The organism is Rhodobacteraceae bacterium Araon29 (assembly GCA_039640505.1).
Classification (GTDB): Bacteria; Pseudomonadota; Alphaproteobacteria; order Rhodobacterales; family Rhodobacteraceae; genus CABZJG01.
Genome location: CP046865.1, coordinates 3,607,501 through 3,623,814, shown reverse-complemented (window position 1 = coordinate 3,623,814; position 16,314 = coordinate 3,607,501). Strand labels below are relative to the sequence as shown.

At 45.9% G+C, this 16,314-nt stretch carries 17 protein-coding genes and 1 tRNA gene (1 of these 18 only partly in view); 7 read left to right on the top strand and 11 right to left on the bottom strand.

Features of this window, described 5'->3' with window-relative positions; genetic code table 11:
* Positions 1 to 53: 53 nt before the first annotated feature.
* The 4 genes from GN278_17625 to GN278_17610 all read right to left on the bottom strand — a co-directional run bounded on the left by GN278_17625 (position 54) and on the right by GN278_17610 (position 3,659).
* Positions 54 to 902, bottom strand: a complete 849-nt coding sequence (locus tag GN278_17625; protein XAT62428.1) for an OmpA family protein — start codon at positions 900 to 902, stop codon at positions 54 to 56.
* A gap of 90 nt (positions 903 to 992) precedes the next feature.
* A complete protein-coding gene (locus GN278_17620; protein ID XAT62427.1) occupies positions 993 to 2,363 on the bottom strand; it encodes a glutamate--cysteine ligase in 1,371 nt (456 codons plus the stop codon).
* A gap of 55 nt (positions 2,364 to 2,418) precedes the next feature.
* Positions 2,419 to 2,940, bottom strand: a complete 522-nt coding sequence (locus tag GN278_17615) for a hypothetical protein (GenBank protein ID XAT62426.1) — start codon at positions 2,938 to 2,940, stop codon at positions 2,419 to 2,421.
* Positions 2,937 to 3,659 (bottom strand): 16S rRNA (uracil(1498)-N(3))-methyltransferase, encoded by a 723-nt coding sequence (locus GN278_17610; protein XAT62425.1) that lies wholly within the window; start codon positions 3,657 to 3,659, stop codon positions 2,937 to 2,939. The genes GN278_17615 and GN278_17610 overlap by 4 nt, the downstream gene beginning before the upstream one ends.
* Here GN278_17610 and GN278_17605 point away from each other — a divergent pair.
* Genes GN278_17605 through GN278_17595 form a run of 3 tightly spaced genes read left to right on the top strand, consistent with a single transcriptional unit; the run spans position 3,579 to position 6,888 of the window.
* Positions 3,579 to 4,628 (top strand): 4-hydroxybenzoate octaprenyltransferase, encoded by a 1,050-nt coding sequence (locus GN278_17605; GenBank protein ID XAT62424.1) that lies wholly within the window; start codon positions 3,579 to 3,581, stop codon positions 4,626 to 4,628. The two genes, GN278_17610 and GN278_17605, sit on opposite strands and share 81 nt — an antisense overlap.
* Positions 4,629 to 4,682: 54 nt before the next feature.
* Positions 4,683 to 6,572 (top strand): OmpA family protein, encoded by a 1,890-nt coding sequence (locus tag GN278_17600; GenBank protein XAT62423.1) that lies wholly within the window; start codon positions 4,683 to 4,685, stop codon positions 6,570 to 6,572.
* A complete protein-coding gene (locus GN278_17595; GenBank protein XAT62422.1) occupies positions 6,559 to 6,888 on the top strand; it encodes a hypothetical protein in 330 nt (109 codons plus the stop codon). The genes GN278_17600 and GN278_17595 overlap by 14 nt, the downstream gene beginning before the upstream one ends.
* 1 nt (position 6,889) lies before the next feature.
* Here the strand turns inward: GN278_17595 and GN278_17590 are convergent, their stop codons facing one another.
* From GN278_17590 to GN278_17575, 4 genes are all read right to left on the bottom strand, one after another.
* Complete coding sequence (locus GN278_17590) at positions 6,890 to 7,333, bottom strand: molybdenum cofactor biosynthesis protein MoaE (protein ID XAT62421.1); 444 nt, start codon at positions 7,331 to 7,333, stop codon at positions 6,890 to 6,892.
* A gap of 2 nt (positions 7,334 to 7,335) precedes the next feature.
* Entirely contained in the window at positions 7,336 to 7,584 is a 249-nt protein-coding gene (gene moaD / locus GN278_17585; protein ID XAT62420.1) for a molybdopterin converting factor subunit 1, read from the bottom strand.
* Positions 7,581 to 8,246, bottom strand: coding sequence for a CDP-diacylglycerol--glycerol-3-phosphate 3-phosphatidyltransferase (gene pgsA, locus GN278_17580; protein ID XAT62419.1), 666 nt, complete (start codon positions 8,244 to 8,246; stop codon positions 7,581 to 7,583). Before pgsA ends, moaD begins: the two co-directional genes overlap by 4 nt.
* Before the next feature lie 61 nt (positions 8,247 to 8,307).
* Complete coding sequence (locus GN278_17575) at positions 8,308 to 9,471, bottom strand: cytochrome P450 (GenBank protein ID XAT62418.1); 1,164 nt, start codon at positions 9,469 to 9,471, stop codon at positions 8,308 to 8,310.
* 134 nt (positions 9,472 to 9,605) lie between these two features.
* Here GN278_17575 and GN278_17570 point away from each other — a divergent pair.
* Positions 9,606 to 9,682, top strand: a tRNA-Arg gene (locus GN278_17570).
* Positions 9,683 to 9,993: 311 nt separating this feature from the next.
* On the opposite strand, the gene GN278_17565 is transcribed toward GN278_17570, so the two are convergent.
* Positions 9,994 to 10,905 carry a redoxin domain-containing protein gene (locus GN278_17565; GenBank protein XAT62417.1) on the bottom strand — a complete coding sequence of 304 codons (912 nt, stop codon included), beginning with the start codon at positions 10,903 to 10,905 and terminating at the stop codon, positions 9,994 to 9,996.
* 356 nt (positions 10,906 to 11,261) lie between these two features.
* Entirely contained in the window at positions 11,262 to 12,152 is an 891-nt protein-coding gene (locus GN278_17560; GenBank protein XAT62416.1) for a LysR family transcriptional regulator, read from the bottom strand.
* Positions 12,153 to 12,365: 213 nt separating this feature from the next.
* On the opposite strand from GN278_17560, the gene GN278_17555 reads away from it, so the two are divergent.
* The 3 genes from GN278_17555 (at position 12,366) to GN278_17545 (ending at position 15,491) form a co-directional block, all read left to right on the top strand.
* Entirely contained in the window at positions 12,366 to 13,280 is a 915-nt protein-coding gene (locus GN278_17555) for a pirin family protein (GenBank protein ID XAT62415.1), read from the top strand.
* A gap of 15 nt (positions 13,281 to 13,295) precedes the next feature.
* Positions 13,296 to 14,267 carry a glutathione S-transferase family protein gene (locus tag GN278_17550; protein ID XAT62414.1) on the top strand — a complete coding sequence of 324 codons (972 nt, stop codon included), beginning with the start codon at positions 13,296 to 13,298 and terminating at the stop codon, positions 14,265 to 14,267.
* Between the two features lie 267 nt (positions 14,268 to 14,534).
* Positions 14,535 to 15,491 (top strand): glutathione S-transferase, encoded by a 957-nt coding sequence (locus tag GN278_17545; protein ID XAT62413.1) that lies wholly within the window; start codon positions 14,535 to 14,537, stop codon positions 15,489 to 15,491.
* Positions 15,492 to 15,563: 72 nt separating this feature from the next.
* Here the strand turns inward: GN278_17545 and GN278_17540 are convergent, their stop codons facing one another.
* Positions 15,564 to 16,314, bottom strand: partial view of an FAD-dependent oxidoreductase gene (locus GN278_17540; protein XAT62412.1) — the 3' portion only. It continues 542 nt past the right edge of the window; 751 of the gene's 1,293 nt are visible here — the last part of the coding sequence; the start codon falls outside the window, past its right edge — the gene reads right to left on this strand; its stop codon occupies positions 15,564 to 15,566.

The window sequence follows — 16,314 nt, the reverse complement described above, 5'->3', positions numbered from 1 at the left end:
TCAATGCAACAGGTAAGACGATTGCTTTAACAACAGACTAATAGGTCAAATTTTTACGGCATTTTTTTTCGCAGGAATATGAGCGAAATGCGGTTATTTCTTTTTGCCATCGGGTTGCCAGCAAATGGGCTTCGATCGGCATGGCCTGTCATCCTTTTAATTCTTTGGGCATCCATCCCTTGTTGTTCCAGATATAGCCTCACTGCTGACGCTCTTTCGAAAGAGGTCTTCCATTCTCGGTGTTCCTGCAGCACGATCGGAGAAGCACTCACATGTGTTTCGATTGCAATGTCATTTGTTACTATGGGTGCGGCTTCAACAAACATATTTAAAAGACGTTTAAGTGTGTCGCTTGGTAATTTGAGCTCATCAAAAAGAACAGAACCTGGTTGATCATAAATATCAATGATCAAGCCAACGTCGGTTATGCGCGTAATGACATGTTTAAGAACAGAATCGTCGATAGAACTTTCTCCGGTTTTCCCCATAAACTTTTCTTGCACTATTTGCAGCGCGCGCTGATCTGCTTTACTGTTTTGCGCGCTGGATTGCAGGCCACTGATGCCATGAACACCTAATGAATCAGGGGTTTGAGGCGATGTCACTCCGGTACCTTGATGAGGCAGAGATTCAACCGATACGACGGAGTCCCCACCAAACATTTCACTGCCACCACCGCTTGTCCGGTTTATGGAAAGCGTTGGGCTGAAATAATCGGCAAGGCCCTTACGTTGTTTTTCTGTTGTTGCATTCAAGAGCCACATCAACATGAAAAATGCCATCATAGCCGTTACAAAGTCAGCATAGGCCACTTTCCAGGCCCCGCCATGGTGCGCGCTGCTATTTATAATTGTTTTTCGCTTAATAATAATCGGAGCGACAGAATCGTCAGACCTTTGCATTTCACCACCTATTTCACCCAATGATGAGAATACGGTGGATATCTTAACCAATACGTTAATAGCTAAAATTGAATGTTTGTAACTTTGCTATTAGTAACTCATTGCATCGAAAATAGGTGAGACATCTTGTTGCCACTCAGTGTTGTAAAGTTCTATCAATTCATCTGCCGGTGACTTTCCAGAGGCCAAAGTGTCATGCAGCGCATTCAAAAAATGGGTTTCGTTTGCTAGTAATCCGTTGGCACCTTTGCGCGCCCGCGATTCTAACCCCTGATGCGCAAGCGCTACCACTTCTTTGGACAAGGCTAACAATTCGATGCCATCGACAGACGCATTCAAACCATTTTGCGATGCGGCTACGCGCAAATTCTCTCTTGTTTCGGCATCCCAATCTTTGACCAAGTCCCAAGCAGCGTCCAATGTGGTTTGATCATAGCACAATCCGACCCAAAATGCCGGAAGGGCGCATAGCCTGCGCCATGGGCCACCGTCCGCACCGCGCATTTCAATGAACTGTTTCACGCGCGCTTCTGGAAAAATTGTTGTTAGGTGATCTGCCCAATCACCCAAGGTAGGAATTTGGCCGGGAAGGGCAGGCAACTGCCCCTTTAAAAAATCTCGAAAAGATTGACCGAGGGCATTCAAGTATTTTCCGTCGCGGTAGACAAAATACATCGGTACATCCAAAGCATAATCAACCCATGCCTCAAAACCAAAGCCGTCCTCAAATACGAAAGGCAACATGCCGGTTCTATCTGCATCTAAATCGCGCCAGATGCGGCTGCGCCAGCTTTGATGACCGTTTGGTTTACCTTCAAAAAAGGGAGAGTTGGCAAAGAGGGCCGTTGCGACAGGCTGCAAAGCCAATGCGACGCGCATTTTTTGAACCATATCGGCCTCAGAGCCAAAATCTAGATTAACCTGAACAGTGCAAGTGCGGTACATCATGGATTTTCCCATGCTGCCAACCTTGTCCATATAATCAGTCATGAGCTTGTAGCGGCCTTTGGGCATCACTGGCATGTCTTCGTGGTTCCATGTGGGCGCAGCACCCAATCCAATAAAGCCCACGCCTACCCGATCAGCCACCAATCTTACCTCACGCAAATGGGTGTTCACCTCATCACAGGTTTCATGAATGGTTTCGAGTGGCGCGCCAGATAATTCTAACTGACCTCCCGGTTCTAGCGAAACATTGGCGCCGTTCTTGCTCAACCCGATGAGGTTACCAGCCTCTAAAATTGGAGCCCAACCATATTCATCTCGTAAGCCCTCTAATACTGTGAGGATCGAGCGCTTGCCAGAATAGGGTATAGGTTTAAGTGTATCTTTACAGTATCCGAATTTCTCGTGCTCAGTGCCAATGCGCCAATCCGATTTAGGCTTGCAACCCGATGCCAGATATTCAACCATTTGTTCAGGTTTCTCAATGAACCCTTCACCGGATTGGGGGATAGACATTAAGGGCACTCCATTCTGCTCTGGCTGCTAGATGTGGGGGTGGATACGGGTGCTGTCAATGCAAATAATTTTTTGAACGAGAAATATCTGAGCGCTCCCATACCAAGATAGACCTGGAAGTGTCTTGGGTTAATTTTTGTACCATGGTTTCGATCTTTAGGCCGGGTAATGTTGCAAAAGCATCAAAAAGGTCATCCGTACCTTTGGCAGTGACAGGGATATAGATTGTGGCCAATTCCTTTTGCTCCAATTGCCAACAGCGCTCGCGGTTACGTGTCACCAAAGAAATGTGGCTAATGTCCGAAATTGCGGCAATACCGCCCTCTGATGGGCCAAAATATGCGATTTGTCCTTCGACCACCTTTAGTACGCCGGGACCGTCTTGATCACTGCGAAAACGGCCGCGTTGAAACCCAATAAATAAAAGAGCGCCGCCAACAATTATAAGAACAATGCCCAGCCATCGCAAAAGTCCGAAATAGGAAACTACCCAAAGATAGCCCAGAGCGGAAATAGAGATCCCGAACAAAACTTCGCGCCATCGCCAAAGCGTTCGTTTTGCCTCGGGTCTGATCATGACCAATCACCAAGGTGTGTCTGCCACAAGGTTAATGCAGCAACGGCTGCTGTATCCGCGCGTAAAATGCGCGGACCTAGAGCGATGCTTTGGGCGTATGTCAGGTTATTTAGCTTTTGCCGCTCAGTGTGGGAAAATCCTCCTTCAGGTCCAATTAATATTGCCCAAGGCCCATTTTCAAAACCCGCAAGAGAGCTGGCTTGACCTACTTTTTCCTCATCACAAAACAGCAGATGTCTGTCTGACGGCCACTCGGAAAGAAGGCTTTCTAAAGAGCGCATTTCTTCAACTTTGGGCACATAGGTGCCACCGCATTGTTCCGCAGCTTCAATGGCATGGGCTTGTAGGCGATCGCGGCGGATACGCTCGGAATTGGTGAATTCCGTCTGTATAGGCAAGATGCGCGCTGCGCCCATTTCGGCTGCTTTTTCTACAATGAAGTCGGTGCGTGATTTTTTAATCGGGGCAAACATAAACCAAAGGTCTGGCGGCATCTGCAAAGCTTTGGTGCGTTTTTGACAAAGCAATAGACCTTTGCGTTTGCCCGCTTCGATTATTTCTGCCTGCCATTGACCGTCCCTGCCATTAAAGAGCGACACAGATGTCCCTACGGATAGTCGCATAACTGAAAATAAATAATGCGCTTGCTCGCGCGTCAATTCAACAGATTGCGCTGTGCCAAGTGGTTGATCTACAAAGAGCCTGATTTTAGTTGTCATGAAAGCCAACATATGACCGAGCGAGACACAAAGCCAGAGGCCAGTGCTCAAGTTTTTGATGCCGTTAAAGGAAATTGGGTTGATACAAAAGCCCCGGCTTGGGCGCAAGGCTATCTACGATTGTCCCGAATGGATCGACCGATTGGAACCTGGCTATTATTGCTTCCCTGTTGGTGGGGATTATTATTGGCAATTCTTGAAAAAAACGATCCACGGCTTTCTGATTTATGGATATTTGTCGGATGTGCAATGGGCGCGTTGCTGATGCGCGGAGCGGGGTGCACATGGAACGATATCACGGATCGAAACCTAGACGGACAAGTGGCGCGCACAAAATTTCGGCCTATACCGTCTGGTCAAGTACGTGTGAAACAGGCTTTGATTTGGATGTTTGTTCAAGTTGCCTTAGCGGGTTTAATTTTATTGTCTTTTCAAAAAGCCGCAATTTTTCTTGGTGTAATCGCTCTGTTGCCAGTTGCGATCTACCCTTTTGCCAAAAGATTTACTTGGTGGCCTCAGGCATTCTTAGGAATTGCGTTTAATTGGGGCGCTTTGCTCGGCTATGCAGCGCATAGTGGTGGCCTAGGTTGGCCGGCCTTTCTTTTGTATTTCGCTGGCATAGCTTGGACACTGTTTTATGATACGATCTATGCCCATCAAGATACAGAAGATGATGCGTTAATTGGCATAAAGTCGACAGCGCGGCTGTTTGGCGATGATAGCTTGATCTGGCTTCGATGGTTTACGGTCACCAGCGGTGTTTTAATGGTTTCAGCAATTTTTGTTGCCCTAGAAGCAGGCCCAAGGGTGTTTTGTACTTTTGGAGTTTTTGCGTTCATAAGCCACCTCTTATGGCAAATTCGGCGCTTAGACTTAAAGGACGAAACAGTTTTGCTCACAATATTTAGATCAAATCGGGATGCAGGATTATTGCCAATTGTATTTTTCATAGTTGCGTTGATCGCATGATTGAAACATGAAGGGGTTGGCTTTATCAAAGCCAAGAGAATTCTTAGCTATGGAATGAGTATGCGACTGTTTTGGGTGATTTACCCCCTAGTTTGCTTTATTATCGCAGCATGTCTGTGTGTTTCGGCAGCAGGTTTTTCAGTGCGATTTATAGAAGAAGCGTCTAAGAACGCTATCAATCAAAGCTTTAAAGAGGCAGGGTTGACCTGGGCTCATGCAGAAGCTGATGGTCTACAAGTTTTTATCATTGGAGACGCGGAAGATGAAGCTGAAAGATTTCAAGCAATCAGTGTTGCGGGCAGTGTTGTAGACGCAGCCCGCCTTATTGATCAAACAGATTTGTTGGACAGCTCAGATGGGTATACTCCCAATTTTTCCTTAGAAATTTTAAAGAATATCTCAACGGTGTCAGTTATCGGGTTGATGCCGACAAACAGTGACCGTGCTGGATTCTTGAAAAAATTAGCTAAAGCAGCTGGTGTGGATAAGCACGTTAACGATTTGATAACTGCAACTGCATATCCGTCTCCGGTCAATTGGGAGCCCACCCTTCGCCTTGCACTTGCGGCCGTCAAAGAAACTGAAATAGCGAAAATCACGGTTTCCGCTGGGTCTGTAACGGTAGAGACCCTAGCAGATTCTTTAGTGGAAAAACGTAAATTACAGACCTCTTTAGGGCGCTCAATACCCAAAGGGATTGTACTTTTGCTGGAAATATCAGTGCCGCGACCAGTTATTTCTCCGTTTGTTTTCCGCGCTATCAAGCTCAATGAGGGCTTTCGTCTTGAAGCATGCTCTGCGCTGGACGCCGAGATTCAAGGTCAGATATTGAAAAGCATAATGGCTTATGCATTTGAGGGTAAGCAAAGCTGCCAAATAGGATTGGGTATGCCCGATGTATACTGGCCGAAAGCGATCCAAAACTCTCTAATGGCCTTGGATAGCTTGGCAGCTGGCAGCTTAACAATTACTGACACAGAGATTAAATTGGTGGGCGATGCGGCCACCCCGCAGCAAGAATTTGATCAAGCTATTGGCGATTTAGAAAATGTACTGCCAGATGTTTACAACGTGCAAGGAATTCTGCCTCACCCCAAAACAACGTCTGGGCCTGGTCAAGCTGAATTTATTGCCACACTGAGCCCTGAAGGTTTAGCGCAGTTTCGTGGACTGGTTAAGACCGCTGTGAACGAAGAGATATTTGAGAGTTTGGCGAAAGCTCGTTTTGGTCAGGATGCGGTCTATAGTGCTCTTAGTTTAGATGACAGTTTACCTCAGGACTGGTCAATTTATGTGTTGGCAGGCGTCGAGGCACTGTCGCTTTTAAAACAAGGCATTGTGACCATTACTCTGGATGAGGTTGAGGTTAGGGGACGCACAGAACACGAAACGGCCAAGGCTGATATTACCAATCAACTGATCGAAAAATTGCCCCAAGGGTACAACTTTAGAGTAAAAGTTGAATATGCCCCGCCGCGCAAAATTGAAGTATATGTACCATCCGCACAGGAGTGTCTTGTACAAATTAATGGATTGCTTGCCGAGCGGAAAATTAATTTTGAGCCCAGTTCAGACCGGGTCGATCTTGAAGGACATAATCTTTTAGATGACTTGGCAGACGTCTTTAAAACATGCGGTGAGATACCTCTTGAAATTGCAGGGCACACTGACAGTCAGGGACGCGAAGAGATGAACCAGAACCTTAGCCAATCGCGTGCTCAGGCGGTTCTGGTTGAGCTTCAACGGCGAAGAATTTTGACGTCAAGTTTTGTTGCAAAAGGCTATGGTGAAAGCCAGCCTATTGCGCCTAATGATACAGAAGATGGGCGCGAAACCAATCGGCGCATAGAGTTTAACCTTATTAATGACCAAACTAACCTTCAGTCAGATGACCCAACTGAGCCGCAATCACAACCCAAAGAGGCCTTAGATGAACAGAATTGAATTTATCATCGCAACTGCCATAGTTTTGTTTGTGACGTTTGCTGTGGGTTGGTTTGCGCATTGGCTTTTGCTTCGCTTTACGCGGGTTGCGAAATCGGACATCAGTGAATTTGAGCGTATGGCGCAAGAGCTCAATGATGCAGAGGAAGCCCGCGATAGCGCGGTTTCGTATATGCAGCAGCGGGAAGCTGACCTTACCAGTCAGATGGCGCAAATCGAAGCTGAATTAAAGGCAGCTATGGATGGGTTGCACAATGCGCGGCTTGAAAACGAAGATTTGCAGTCACAGCTGAACAAAGATCAAGACAAAACCTAGCTCACCATCTGTCTAGAGCATCTTCATCATTTTGCCTGCTTGGCACCCAAGTCACCGCCTCTTTGGTGATTTCTTTTTTCCAAAATGGCGCGCGAGACTTTAAATAGTCCATCAAAAACTCAGCAGCCTGAAATGCGTCTGTTCGGTGGATAGCGGCGGTGGCAACCATCATGATGATCTCGCCAGGTGCAAGTGTGCCATAGCGATGAATAACCAAAGCATCGCCCAGTGACCATCGTTTGACCGCGGTCTGCATAATTTCTGAAATGGCTTTTTCGGCCATCCCTGGATAATGTTCAATCTCCATTGCTTGAAGGGTCTCGTCGTCATTATCGCGTACGATGCCCGTAAAGGTCGTAATCGCGCCCATTTTGGTATGACGCTGAGAAAACGCATTGATCTCGGCGCCAACATCAAAAGCCGCTTCTTGTATTTTTACATCCATGATCAGCCGCCCGTCATGGGTGGAAAAAATGCAACCTCTCTTGCATCACCGAGCGGGGCGTCAAACGAGACAAGGTTTTGATCAATCGCACAGCGGACAGCACTAAGATCAGAAAAAGCGGCCTCATAACGTGGCGCACGACTTCTAAGCTCTTGAACAAGATTTTCTACGGTTTGTGCCGATGTTTCAATGTCTTCGGCAGGTAGTCCAATACGCTCTCGCAGCCAAGCAAAGTAGAGTACTCTCATCACGTGTCGTCCTTTAAAAAAGGCAATGACTTTGAGAAATAATCAAACCCGGTCATTAATGTCAAAGCTGCAGCAATCCATAACAGGCCAAGACCAATATTTCCGGACCATACCATAGCATGGAATTTCCAGCGCAGACCCATTTCGTCATCAATGCCGCCATCCAGAACAGAGGCAATAGCGTCTTGATCCATGCCGATAGATGACATGATGAGATAGTGCTCAAAGACCCCTTGTGAGAACAGAAAAGAAATGGCGACCATCTGGGCCGTAGTTTTCCACTTTGCCAAAACTGTGACTTTAAGAATTCCGGCGGTATCCCCCAGAAATTCCCGAAGCCCGGATATGAACACTTCCCTAAACAAAATCACTGTCGCTGGCAAAACCAACCATGGTGACATGCTTGAGTACCCGACAATAATCATCAAGGCGATGACAACCATGGCTTTGTCAGCAATTGGATCTAGCATGGTGCCCAATTTTGTTTCTTGCTTCCAAGCGCGCGCTAGAAATCCATCAAACCAGTCCGTAATTGCGGCTGAGACAAACAATAAGAGTGCGAACCAATCAGCATAAGGTCTGGTAAAATACAAAAACATCACGGCCACACCTGGCGCTGCCAACAACCGCAGGACAGTCAGTATATTTGGAATGGTCCACATCATAGAAAAGCTCTAAACAATCTTCTGGTTAAGTAAAAGCGAAACTGGAAAAAAATATAAACATCTATTTCCGCCACACCACTGGAACAGAGGTTGGCCCACGAAATGCCCAGCCAGAAAATTCAACAGGGCCGGCAATTTTTAAGCTAGGAAACCGTCTAAGAAGCATCGGTATCGCAACTTCTGCAATAAGGCATTTGCTGGCCCATGCCCCAGCACAAAAATGAGGACCAGCACCAAATGTAATGGCCTTTGAATTGTCTTGATGAGGATCAAAGACATCAGGGTTTTCAAATGCTTCTTCGTCGCGATTTCCAGATCCAAACATGAAAAAAACCCTTTGTTCAGGGTTAAACTGCAAGTCTTTATAGCTATATGCTTTTGCCACTCTTCGTGGCGACATTCCAATAGGAGCAATCCAGCGGCAGTATTCCTCAAAGACCTGTATATGGCTAAGTGCGCCGGCAATAAGTTCAGCAAGATGGTTTGGGTGCTTTAAAAGCGCCCAAACAAGACCTGCAATAGCATCGCGAGGTTCATTTTGGCCTCCTGAAATCGCAAGTTTGATGTTTGCTCTGGTTTGCTCAAGGCTTAAACCCGCGCGGAGTTGCACAGCAAGTAACGAAAGATCATCTTCAAGAAATCCAGAAGCCATTCTTTGATCAATGTGGCGATCTATCGATGTGGTACACTCGTTACATCGGGCCTCTACTTGCAGGCTTGCCGAATAATTGGCGCACCCGTCGATCATGCCTTGACTGACCCGATCCATTTCTTGCCAACTCATATTCACTAGACCGGTCATTGCCTTGAGGGCTTCTGCTGAAACTGGCATAGCAAAATCCGTGACCAAATCGCTTGTGCTGTTTGGCATAATGCCATCAAGAACAGCAGTCGTGGCCCGCTGAAATGCTTTTCGCCATACGTTTTGAACAGTCTTTGGCGAAACTGTTGGAAATATAGCTTTGCGCTCTGCCAAATGCTCAGCGCCATCTTTACGCATCATATTTTGGCCCATCAGCTTTGTCATCAATCCGTCAGGTTGGTCCGAAGAAAAGACATCAATCTGCTTCTCAAGGGCAAAAATGTCATCACGTCGGGTGATTAAAATGGCATTCAAAGCCGGCACAAACGCAATTGGTGCTTTAGCACGCAAGTTTTTAAGGATCGGATATGGATTGCTATGAAATACATCCGGATCAAGATCAAAAACTGGGGGCTGTGGCATTGTCGAGCGCCTTTGGTGCGTAGCTTTTGCAAAGCTTGCACCAATCGATCAGTTAATAGCAAACAAAATTGAAAACTTGAGTTTTAGGTTTTGAATTCCGTTCGTAATCGGTTTATCAGGCATTATCTACTTGCGGCCCCTTAGCTCAACTGGATAGAGCAGCCGACTTCTAATCGGCAGGTTGAGGGTTCGAGTCCTTCAGGGGCCGCCACCAAAGTCATTTAACAACATTCTCATTATTAGTACTTTTAGAAATCAATATTTTGCCTCCACATCAAGTGTTCGATGTCCTCGGAGCTTTATCAACCCTTTTTAGGCTATGGGTCTTTACCTTAAGTGCTTTGCATATGCGTGTTAAGCCATAATTATAATTTAGATCATGCCAAAAACCTTAAAGAACTTATGACTTAGTATACAAAGAAATGCTGAGGTTCACATGCTTTATGGTAAGCATAGAAATTACGTGTTCCATTTTAATGGATGGCATGGGTCTATTGAGTTCAGTTAAATTAAAAAAGGCTTTTAGTTAGCTTTTTCCAACACATCTAAGACAAATGATACGACATCATCTGAGTGTGTGGAAACATCCACATCATTCCAGAGACCTAGGATTATTTTATCGGTGTCTATCAAAAACGTCGTTCTCATTGGGTATCTATCATCTGGTGGCGGATTCTGTAACAAGCCGAAGGTGGAACAAACTCTTGAAGCCTCGTCATATAATAGATGAAACGGGATGCCTTCGTCATTTTTGAATCTGTTGTGTGCCTCAATATCATCTGGCGATATTCCAATGATATCCAAACCCATATCAGTCATAGTTTCATATACAGCTGAAAAGCCTTTGGCTTGAATGGTGCAATATTCTGTGCCGTCTGCTGGATAAAAGTACAAGACGGTCTTCTTTGTTAGATTTGATGTTGAAAAATATGTCCCATCGGTTGAGCGCAATTTGAAGTCAGGAATTTGATCACCAATCTCAAAGGCAATCTTTGCGGGTTCAAAAGGCTTAGTGGTATCTTCTTGTGGCTCGGGTTCATCAGGCACCGAGATGTTTATGTCGCTTTGTGATTCAAGCACAGGTTCAATTTCAAAATCAGATTCATGTTCATGAATACTTAGATTTTGTTGTTTCCAATAAAATACACTTACGCCGTCATCGGCATGGGCAACAACCGAGACCAGTTCCCAACCTTTGGATCCCATCTCGTTCAAATGCTCATGCGAGGAATACTTTTTATCTTTATGGGCAACGGATGTCGTGTAATATGACCAGTTCTGTTTCACTTTGTGTCCTTCCCAACCAAGGCTGAACTTACTTCTGTGTATTTTATCTATTGCTTGTCTAGGTTTTGCAAACATTGGATCATCTGAACACCCACAAATGTCATTATCGACGGTTTTTCTTGCCCTCAATCGTGCACCATCGGACATGGTGCAAAGACTTGCGGTTAATTTGAATTAGTCCGGCACTCACAGTGTCAGCTAACGACATAATGATCTCTAGCAAAGAACTGGTGATTATTAATTTGATCTTTTCACTCTTTGGTTTTTTAGCTTTATAAGCGCGTTAAAATAGGGAGGTTAAGATCCGTTGCCACACCACAAATAATGTGTATTTCAGATAGATAAAATATAACCACATTTAGCTATTTAACAGGAGTGTTTTGAGATCCCTGAATATTTGCAACGTTCCGCTATACAAACTGTTTTGCAAATACCTCAAATTTTGAACTTTAAGTTCTCAAAATAGAAACCTTTTAGGTTAAACCATATACTAGATTGTGGAATTAGAAATGACTGCAAGCTACTTTTATTTCCTTTGAAAACAGACACATTCGGCGATTCATGCGCCGATGCTCTGACCGTAGCAAACAAATCGAGTAATCTGCAATTTGATATCGAGGCAAAATAGCAACGAGTTGACCCGTCTCAAACGCGTTTCCTAAAATAAAATCTGGCAAATTTGCAATGCCTTGGCCCTGCACAGTTGCATTAAACAAAAATTGTCCACTGTTGCTATTTAGGGCTGGCGAAAACTCAAAAACCTCCTCTTTTTTTCGATCTTCATGTTTAAAACTCCACATTCCGCGCTTGGCAGTTCCGAAATGAAGCAAGCTATGAGCTTGTAAATCACCAAGTGTTTTTGGAGTATGATTTTCCTTTAGATAGTTTGGGGATGCACAAAGATAATGTCGCACAACTCCGATTTTTTCCAGTATCAGCTTTTTATCTACGTTTGGTGTGATGCGAACAGCAAAATCATAATTATCGCGATCGAGATCAATAATCCGATCGTCAAAGTCAGCAGTCAGTTGAATTTCAGGATATTTACTTTTGAAATCGGTGAACACCTTGCTAAGGAAGGAAATACCAAACTCTCGTGGAACTGAGATTGCTAATGGACCGGAAATATCGGTGTGGGTACTTTTAAAGTCTGCTTCAATTTCTTCGAAGTCGTTCACCGTCCGCGTTGCGCGTTGATATAGTTCTCTTCCGACCTCGGTGACATCCCAACGGCCAGGGGCACGATCAATCAACTTGGCAGAATACCGCTCTTCCAAAAGGTTTAGTCGCCTACTAACAGCCGATTTTGCAATATTTAACTTGTCCGCAGCTTTTGAAATGCCTCTATTTTCTACGACAAAGGTGAATAGTCGCAAATCCTCCATCTGTCCCAAACTGTTCTCCTAATTAGCACCATATGTAACTTTTTTTATATCTTATTCTAATCATAAAAACCTGGAATACTCAACCACACAGACTAAATGTCTAACTTCAAAGACGTGAAAATGAGGATCAATCATTAAAACACTGACGTCACATTATTGGAACTCGCAATCTAGTACCAAGGCCTTACTTCTTGGGGTGTGGAAAAGTAAAGGAGCGTGATCATGTCAATTAGACCAGCTATTTCAACAAGCAGTGCGAGCCCGACCTTAGAAGGGGCTGGAGTCCATCTGCATCGGGCTTTTGGCTTTAACGAGCCAAAAAAGCATGATCCTTTTCTACTTTTTGATGATTTTCGCAACGAAACTCCAGATGCTTATGCTGGAGGCTTTCCATGGCATCCGCATCGCGGCATTGAAACCATCACCTATGTGCTAAGCGGCTCAGTTGAGCACAGCGATAGCTTGGGCAATAGTGGAACGCTGGGGGCCGGAGACATTCAATGGATGACTGCGGGATCAGGTATCATGCATCAAGAAATGCCAAGTGGTAACCTAAACGGACAAATGCATGGCTTTCAACTATGGGCCAATCTACCCGGCAGCCTTAAAATGACCACGCCGCGCTATCAGGATGTACAGGGCAAAGAAATTCCACAGATTATCGATGATGATGGCACCCAGGTCAAAGTGATAACAGGCGCGTTTTGGGGTCAACGCGGCCCCGTAGATGGCGTCGCGGCTGATCCACTTTACCTTGATGTCACCGTTCCAGCCAATCGCCGTAAAGCCTTTAAGGTTGATACTTACCGAAATACATTTGCCTATATTTTCGAAGGCGCGGGTAAATTTGCAGACGCTTCAACGCCGCAAGGGGTTCTTTTGGAAAAAGAAGTACACGGTGAAGAGCTAAACATACGCGATATGTCGGGCAACCGGACGTTGGTACAATTTGGAACTGGGGATGAGCTTGTTGTGCAAGCTGGACCAGAAGGCATCCGGTTTTTATTGGTGGCTGGCACTCCCATACAAGAGCCTGTCGCGTGGCACGGTCCGATTGTTATGAACACACGCGAAGAATTACATCAAGCGTTTACGGATCTTCGCAACAACCGCTTTATCAAGCCAAAAGACCACTAAACCAAGGATTTAAAGATGGGTTTACTCCAAGAAGGAAAATGGGTTGATCAATGGTATGACACCAAATCAACAAATGGCCGTTTCGTTCGCAAAGCACCACAGTTTCGCAATTGGGTCACCACCGATGGGAGGGCAGGACCAAGTGGAAAGGGTGGTTTTAAAGCTGAGATAGGGCGCTATCATCTTTATGTTTCTTTAGCCTGCCCCTGGGCCCACCGTACTTTGATTTTTCGGGCACTCAAAGGGCTTGAGAAGATGATTTCGGTATCCGTCGTTCATTGGTATATGGCCGAGAACGGTTGGACCTTTGATGTTGGCGATGGTGTTGCGCCAGATACGGTAAATGGAGCGCAGTTTCTGTATCAGGTTTATACCCAAGCCAAGCCTGACTATTCGGGCCGTGTAACCGTGCCGGTGCTTTGGGACAAGCACACAAAAACAATTGTTTCAAACGAATCTCCAGAAATTATCCGCATGTTCAATACGGCTTTTGATGAGGTTGGCTCGGCGCAGGGGGATTATTATCCTGAACATTTGCGGTCAGAAATTGATACTCTGAATGAGCGCATTTACAACACTTTGAACAATGGTGTCTATCGCTGTGGGTTTGCAACCACACAAGCAGCCTATGAAGAAGCGATTACGCCTCTGTTTGACACCTTAGACTGGCTCGAAGATATTTTATTGCGAAAACGCTATTTAACTGGTGCGCAGATTACTGAAGCAGACTGGCGGTTATTCACCACCCTAATCCGGTTTGATCCAGTTTATGTTGGCCACTTCAAATGTAATATTCGCCGGATTGCAGATTACCCGAATTTGTCGAATTACCTACGCGATCTTTATCAACAGCCTGGTATCGCCAGAACAGTCAATATGGAGCATATCAAACGGCACTATTATGAAAGCCATACCTCCATAAATCCATCACGAATCGTTCCAACAGGACCAGACACTGATTTTACAACGCCGCACAACCGTGGCTGATTGAGCATATTGAAACGAAAATTGAATTTCACGAACGTGACAGACACTGAAATCAGAGAAACTCTGAAGGGTTGAGACGTAGATTCGAAAAAAAAATTAAGAAACAGCGAGTTGGTTAAACTGGCAGAGACTCAATAGCTAGGCGCCAAAAATACCGCGCAGCTCACAAGCAAAAATATGGAGAAACCTTTGGCTGAAACTCACTCCTAAACATCTGTTGAAGAAGACCAAACCGCCGCACAAGATCGCCGTAGAAAGGGGGAATTTGTGCGCGGTGTCAGTGGCTGTCGACACGCGGTCGGTGATATGGATTTTCTTGCTGAACCAAATCGGTATCACCTTTTTGTGGCGCTCAATTGTCCTTGGTGCCACAGAGTGACATTGGCGCGCAATATACTTGGATTGCAGCGCAGTATCACACTGGACGTATTGTTTCCAAACCGTACCGGCGAAGAAGATCCCGCCGGACCCAATCACTGGCAATTCGCACCTGAGCGTGCCGCAACATTGACAGGCGAACCACTGCTGGAGTGCACTGCAGAAACCGCAACCGGTCAAAGCTATCGGTTTATTCGGGGTATTTATGCCGCAGAGGGTTCAAATGAACGGTCGGTCCCGATCCTTTATGACAAGCAAAGCCGAGGCATTGTGTCAAACGAAAGCGCCGAGATAATCCGAATGCTCAATCAGTGGTCAGCCGCGCTTGGCAGCGCTTTATCTGATGCGGAAAGACCAAACCTTTATCCCTGTGATGCTGACCTGCGGGCCGAAATAGAAAACTGGAATGACCGTATTTATAATGCCATCAACAATGGGGCGTACAAGGCGGGGTTTTCTTCGGATCAGGCCATTTATGAAAAAGCATTTAAGGCATATTTTGACTTGCTCGCCGCGCTTGACACTGCTTTTGCAGATGGGCGGCCGTTCTTGACGGGGGAAAGGTTTACCGAAGCCGATTTGCGCCTTTTCCCAACTCTTTATCGCCATGATCCAATTTACTATCTTCGTATGAAGCTTAATGGCGCGAAAATTTTGGATTATCCAAACCTTTGGCGCTGGCTTTGCCGCGTTTACGCTCTGCCGGGCGTGTCGCAGAGCAGCTCTTTGGAACATTGTCGCCAGGGCTATTTTGGCCGGTCTGGAAACACTGCTGTTCCCATTGGCCCTTTGCGCCCGATGCCCTATCCTAAGGCATACTTGCATCCAGAACTTGCTCGTGCTTGAGCCATTCACAGTTGAGCTTTGGACCGGTCATAAGAAAATAAATCATGGAATTTGGCTCAATTGCCAGCACTGCTAAGTCCGGTTCCAATCATTCCAAAAATCCCGGCTCCGATAGGCCACATCGACAAAGGGCAAAAACCAGGCCCGATTATGATACCACCACCTTGTTTTCAACTCTGTATGGGAAAATGCGGTTTCACCTGCAGGATCGCCGATCATTTGCAGCGCCGCCTTATGCCCCAACCATGGTGCTAATGTATTGCCATTGCCGGAATATCCTGCGGCATGCCAAACCCCGTCAATTTGCCCAACATGCGGCATAAATTCAAATGTAAATCCGGTAAATCCGCGCCAACTGTGAGAAATTTTAACCTGTCGCAATTGTGGGAAAATCTGACCTAGCAATTTGCGCAACTGGCTCACTACAAGTGCCTCGGGTGCGTCAAACATGGCAGCGCGCGCGCCAAAAATAATGCGGGTTTTGTCCGGGCTTGGACGGTAATAGCAATGACGGGTGCGCGACTCGACAACCATCATATCGCTTGGGAATAGCTGACGGATACGGTCACGGCCAAGTTCATCAGTGCTGATTATAAAGGAAGGAACCGGAAACACCCGCCGGCGCAATGCGCCCATTTGGGGGGGTGTGTATCCATTGGTTGCAAGCAATATTTTGTTGGCTTTGACCACACCTCGTGTGGTCTTGACCAAATAGCCACGCTGTGATTTTTGCAGGCCGAGAACAGCTGTGTTGCCCTGAACAAGTGCACCATAATCTGCTGCAGCGCGGTGAAGCCCGGAAACCCATTTTGCCGGGTTAATG

Excerpts from the sequence above, each read along its gene's own strand:
- GN278_17600 (XAT62423.1), top strand. The coding sequence starts at position 4,683 with ATGAGTATGCGACTGTTTTGGGTGATTTACCCCCTAGTTTGCTTTATT.
- GN278_17620 (XAT62427.1), bottom strand. The coding sequence starts at position 2,363 with ATGTCTATCCCCCAATCCGGTGAAGGGTTCATTGAGAAACCTGAACAA.
- GN278_17575 (XAT62418.1), bottom strand. The coding sequence starts at position 9,471 with ATGCCACAGCCCCCAGTTTTTGATCTTGATCCGGATGTATTTCATAGC.
- GN278_17605 (XAT62424.1), top strand. The coding sequence starts at position 3,579 with ATGCGCTTGCTCGCGCGTCAATTCAACAGATTGCGCTGTGCCAAGTGG.
- GN278_17625 (XAT62428.1), bottom strand. The coding sequence starts at position 902 with ATGCAAAGGTCTGACGATTCTGTCGCTCCGATTATTATTAAGCGAAAA.
- GN278_17565 (XAT62417.1), bottom strand. The coding sequence starts at position 10,905 with ATGTCCGATGGTGCACGATTGAGGGCAAGAAAAACCGTCGATAATGAC.
- GN278_17590 (XAT62421.1), bottom strand. The coding sequence starts at position 7,333 with ATGGATGTAAAAATACAAGAAGCGGCTTTTGATGTTGGCGCCGAGATC.
- GN278_17610 (XAT62425.1), bottom strand. The coding sequence starts at position 3,659 with ATGACAACTAAAATCAGGCTCTTTGTAGATCAACCACTTGGCACAGCG.
- GN278_17550 (XAT62414.1), top strand. The coding sequence starts at position 13,296 with ATGGGTTTACTCCAAGAAGGAAAATGGGTTGATCAATGGTATGACACC.
- GN278_17555 (XAT62415.1), top strand. The coding sequence starts at position 12,366 with ATGTCAATTAGACCAGCTATTTCAACAAGCAGTGCGAGCCCGACCTTA.
- GN278_17595 (XAT62422.1), top strand. The coding sequence starts at position 6,559 with ATGAACAGAATTGAATTTATCATCGCAACTGCCATAGTTTTGTTTGTG.
- pgsA (XAT62419.1), bottom strand. The coding sequence starts at position 8,246 with ATGATGTGGACCATTCCAAATATACTGACTGTCCTGCGGTTGTTGGCA.
- GN278_17615 (XAT62426.1), bottom strand. The coding sequence starts at position 2,940 with ATGATCAGACCCGAGGCAAAACGAACGCTTTGGCGATGGCGCGAAGTT.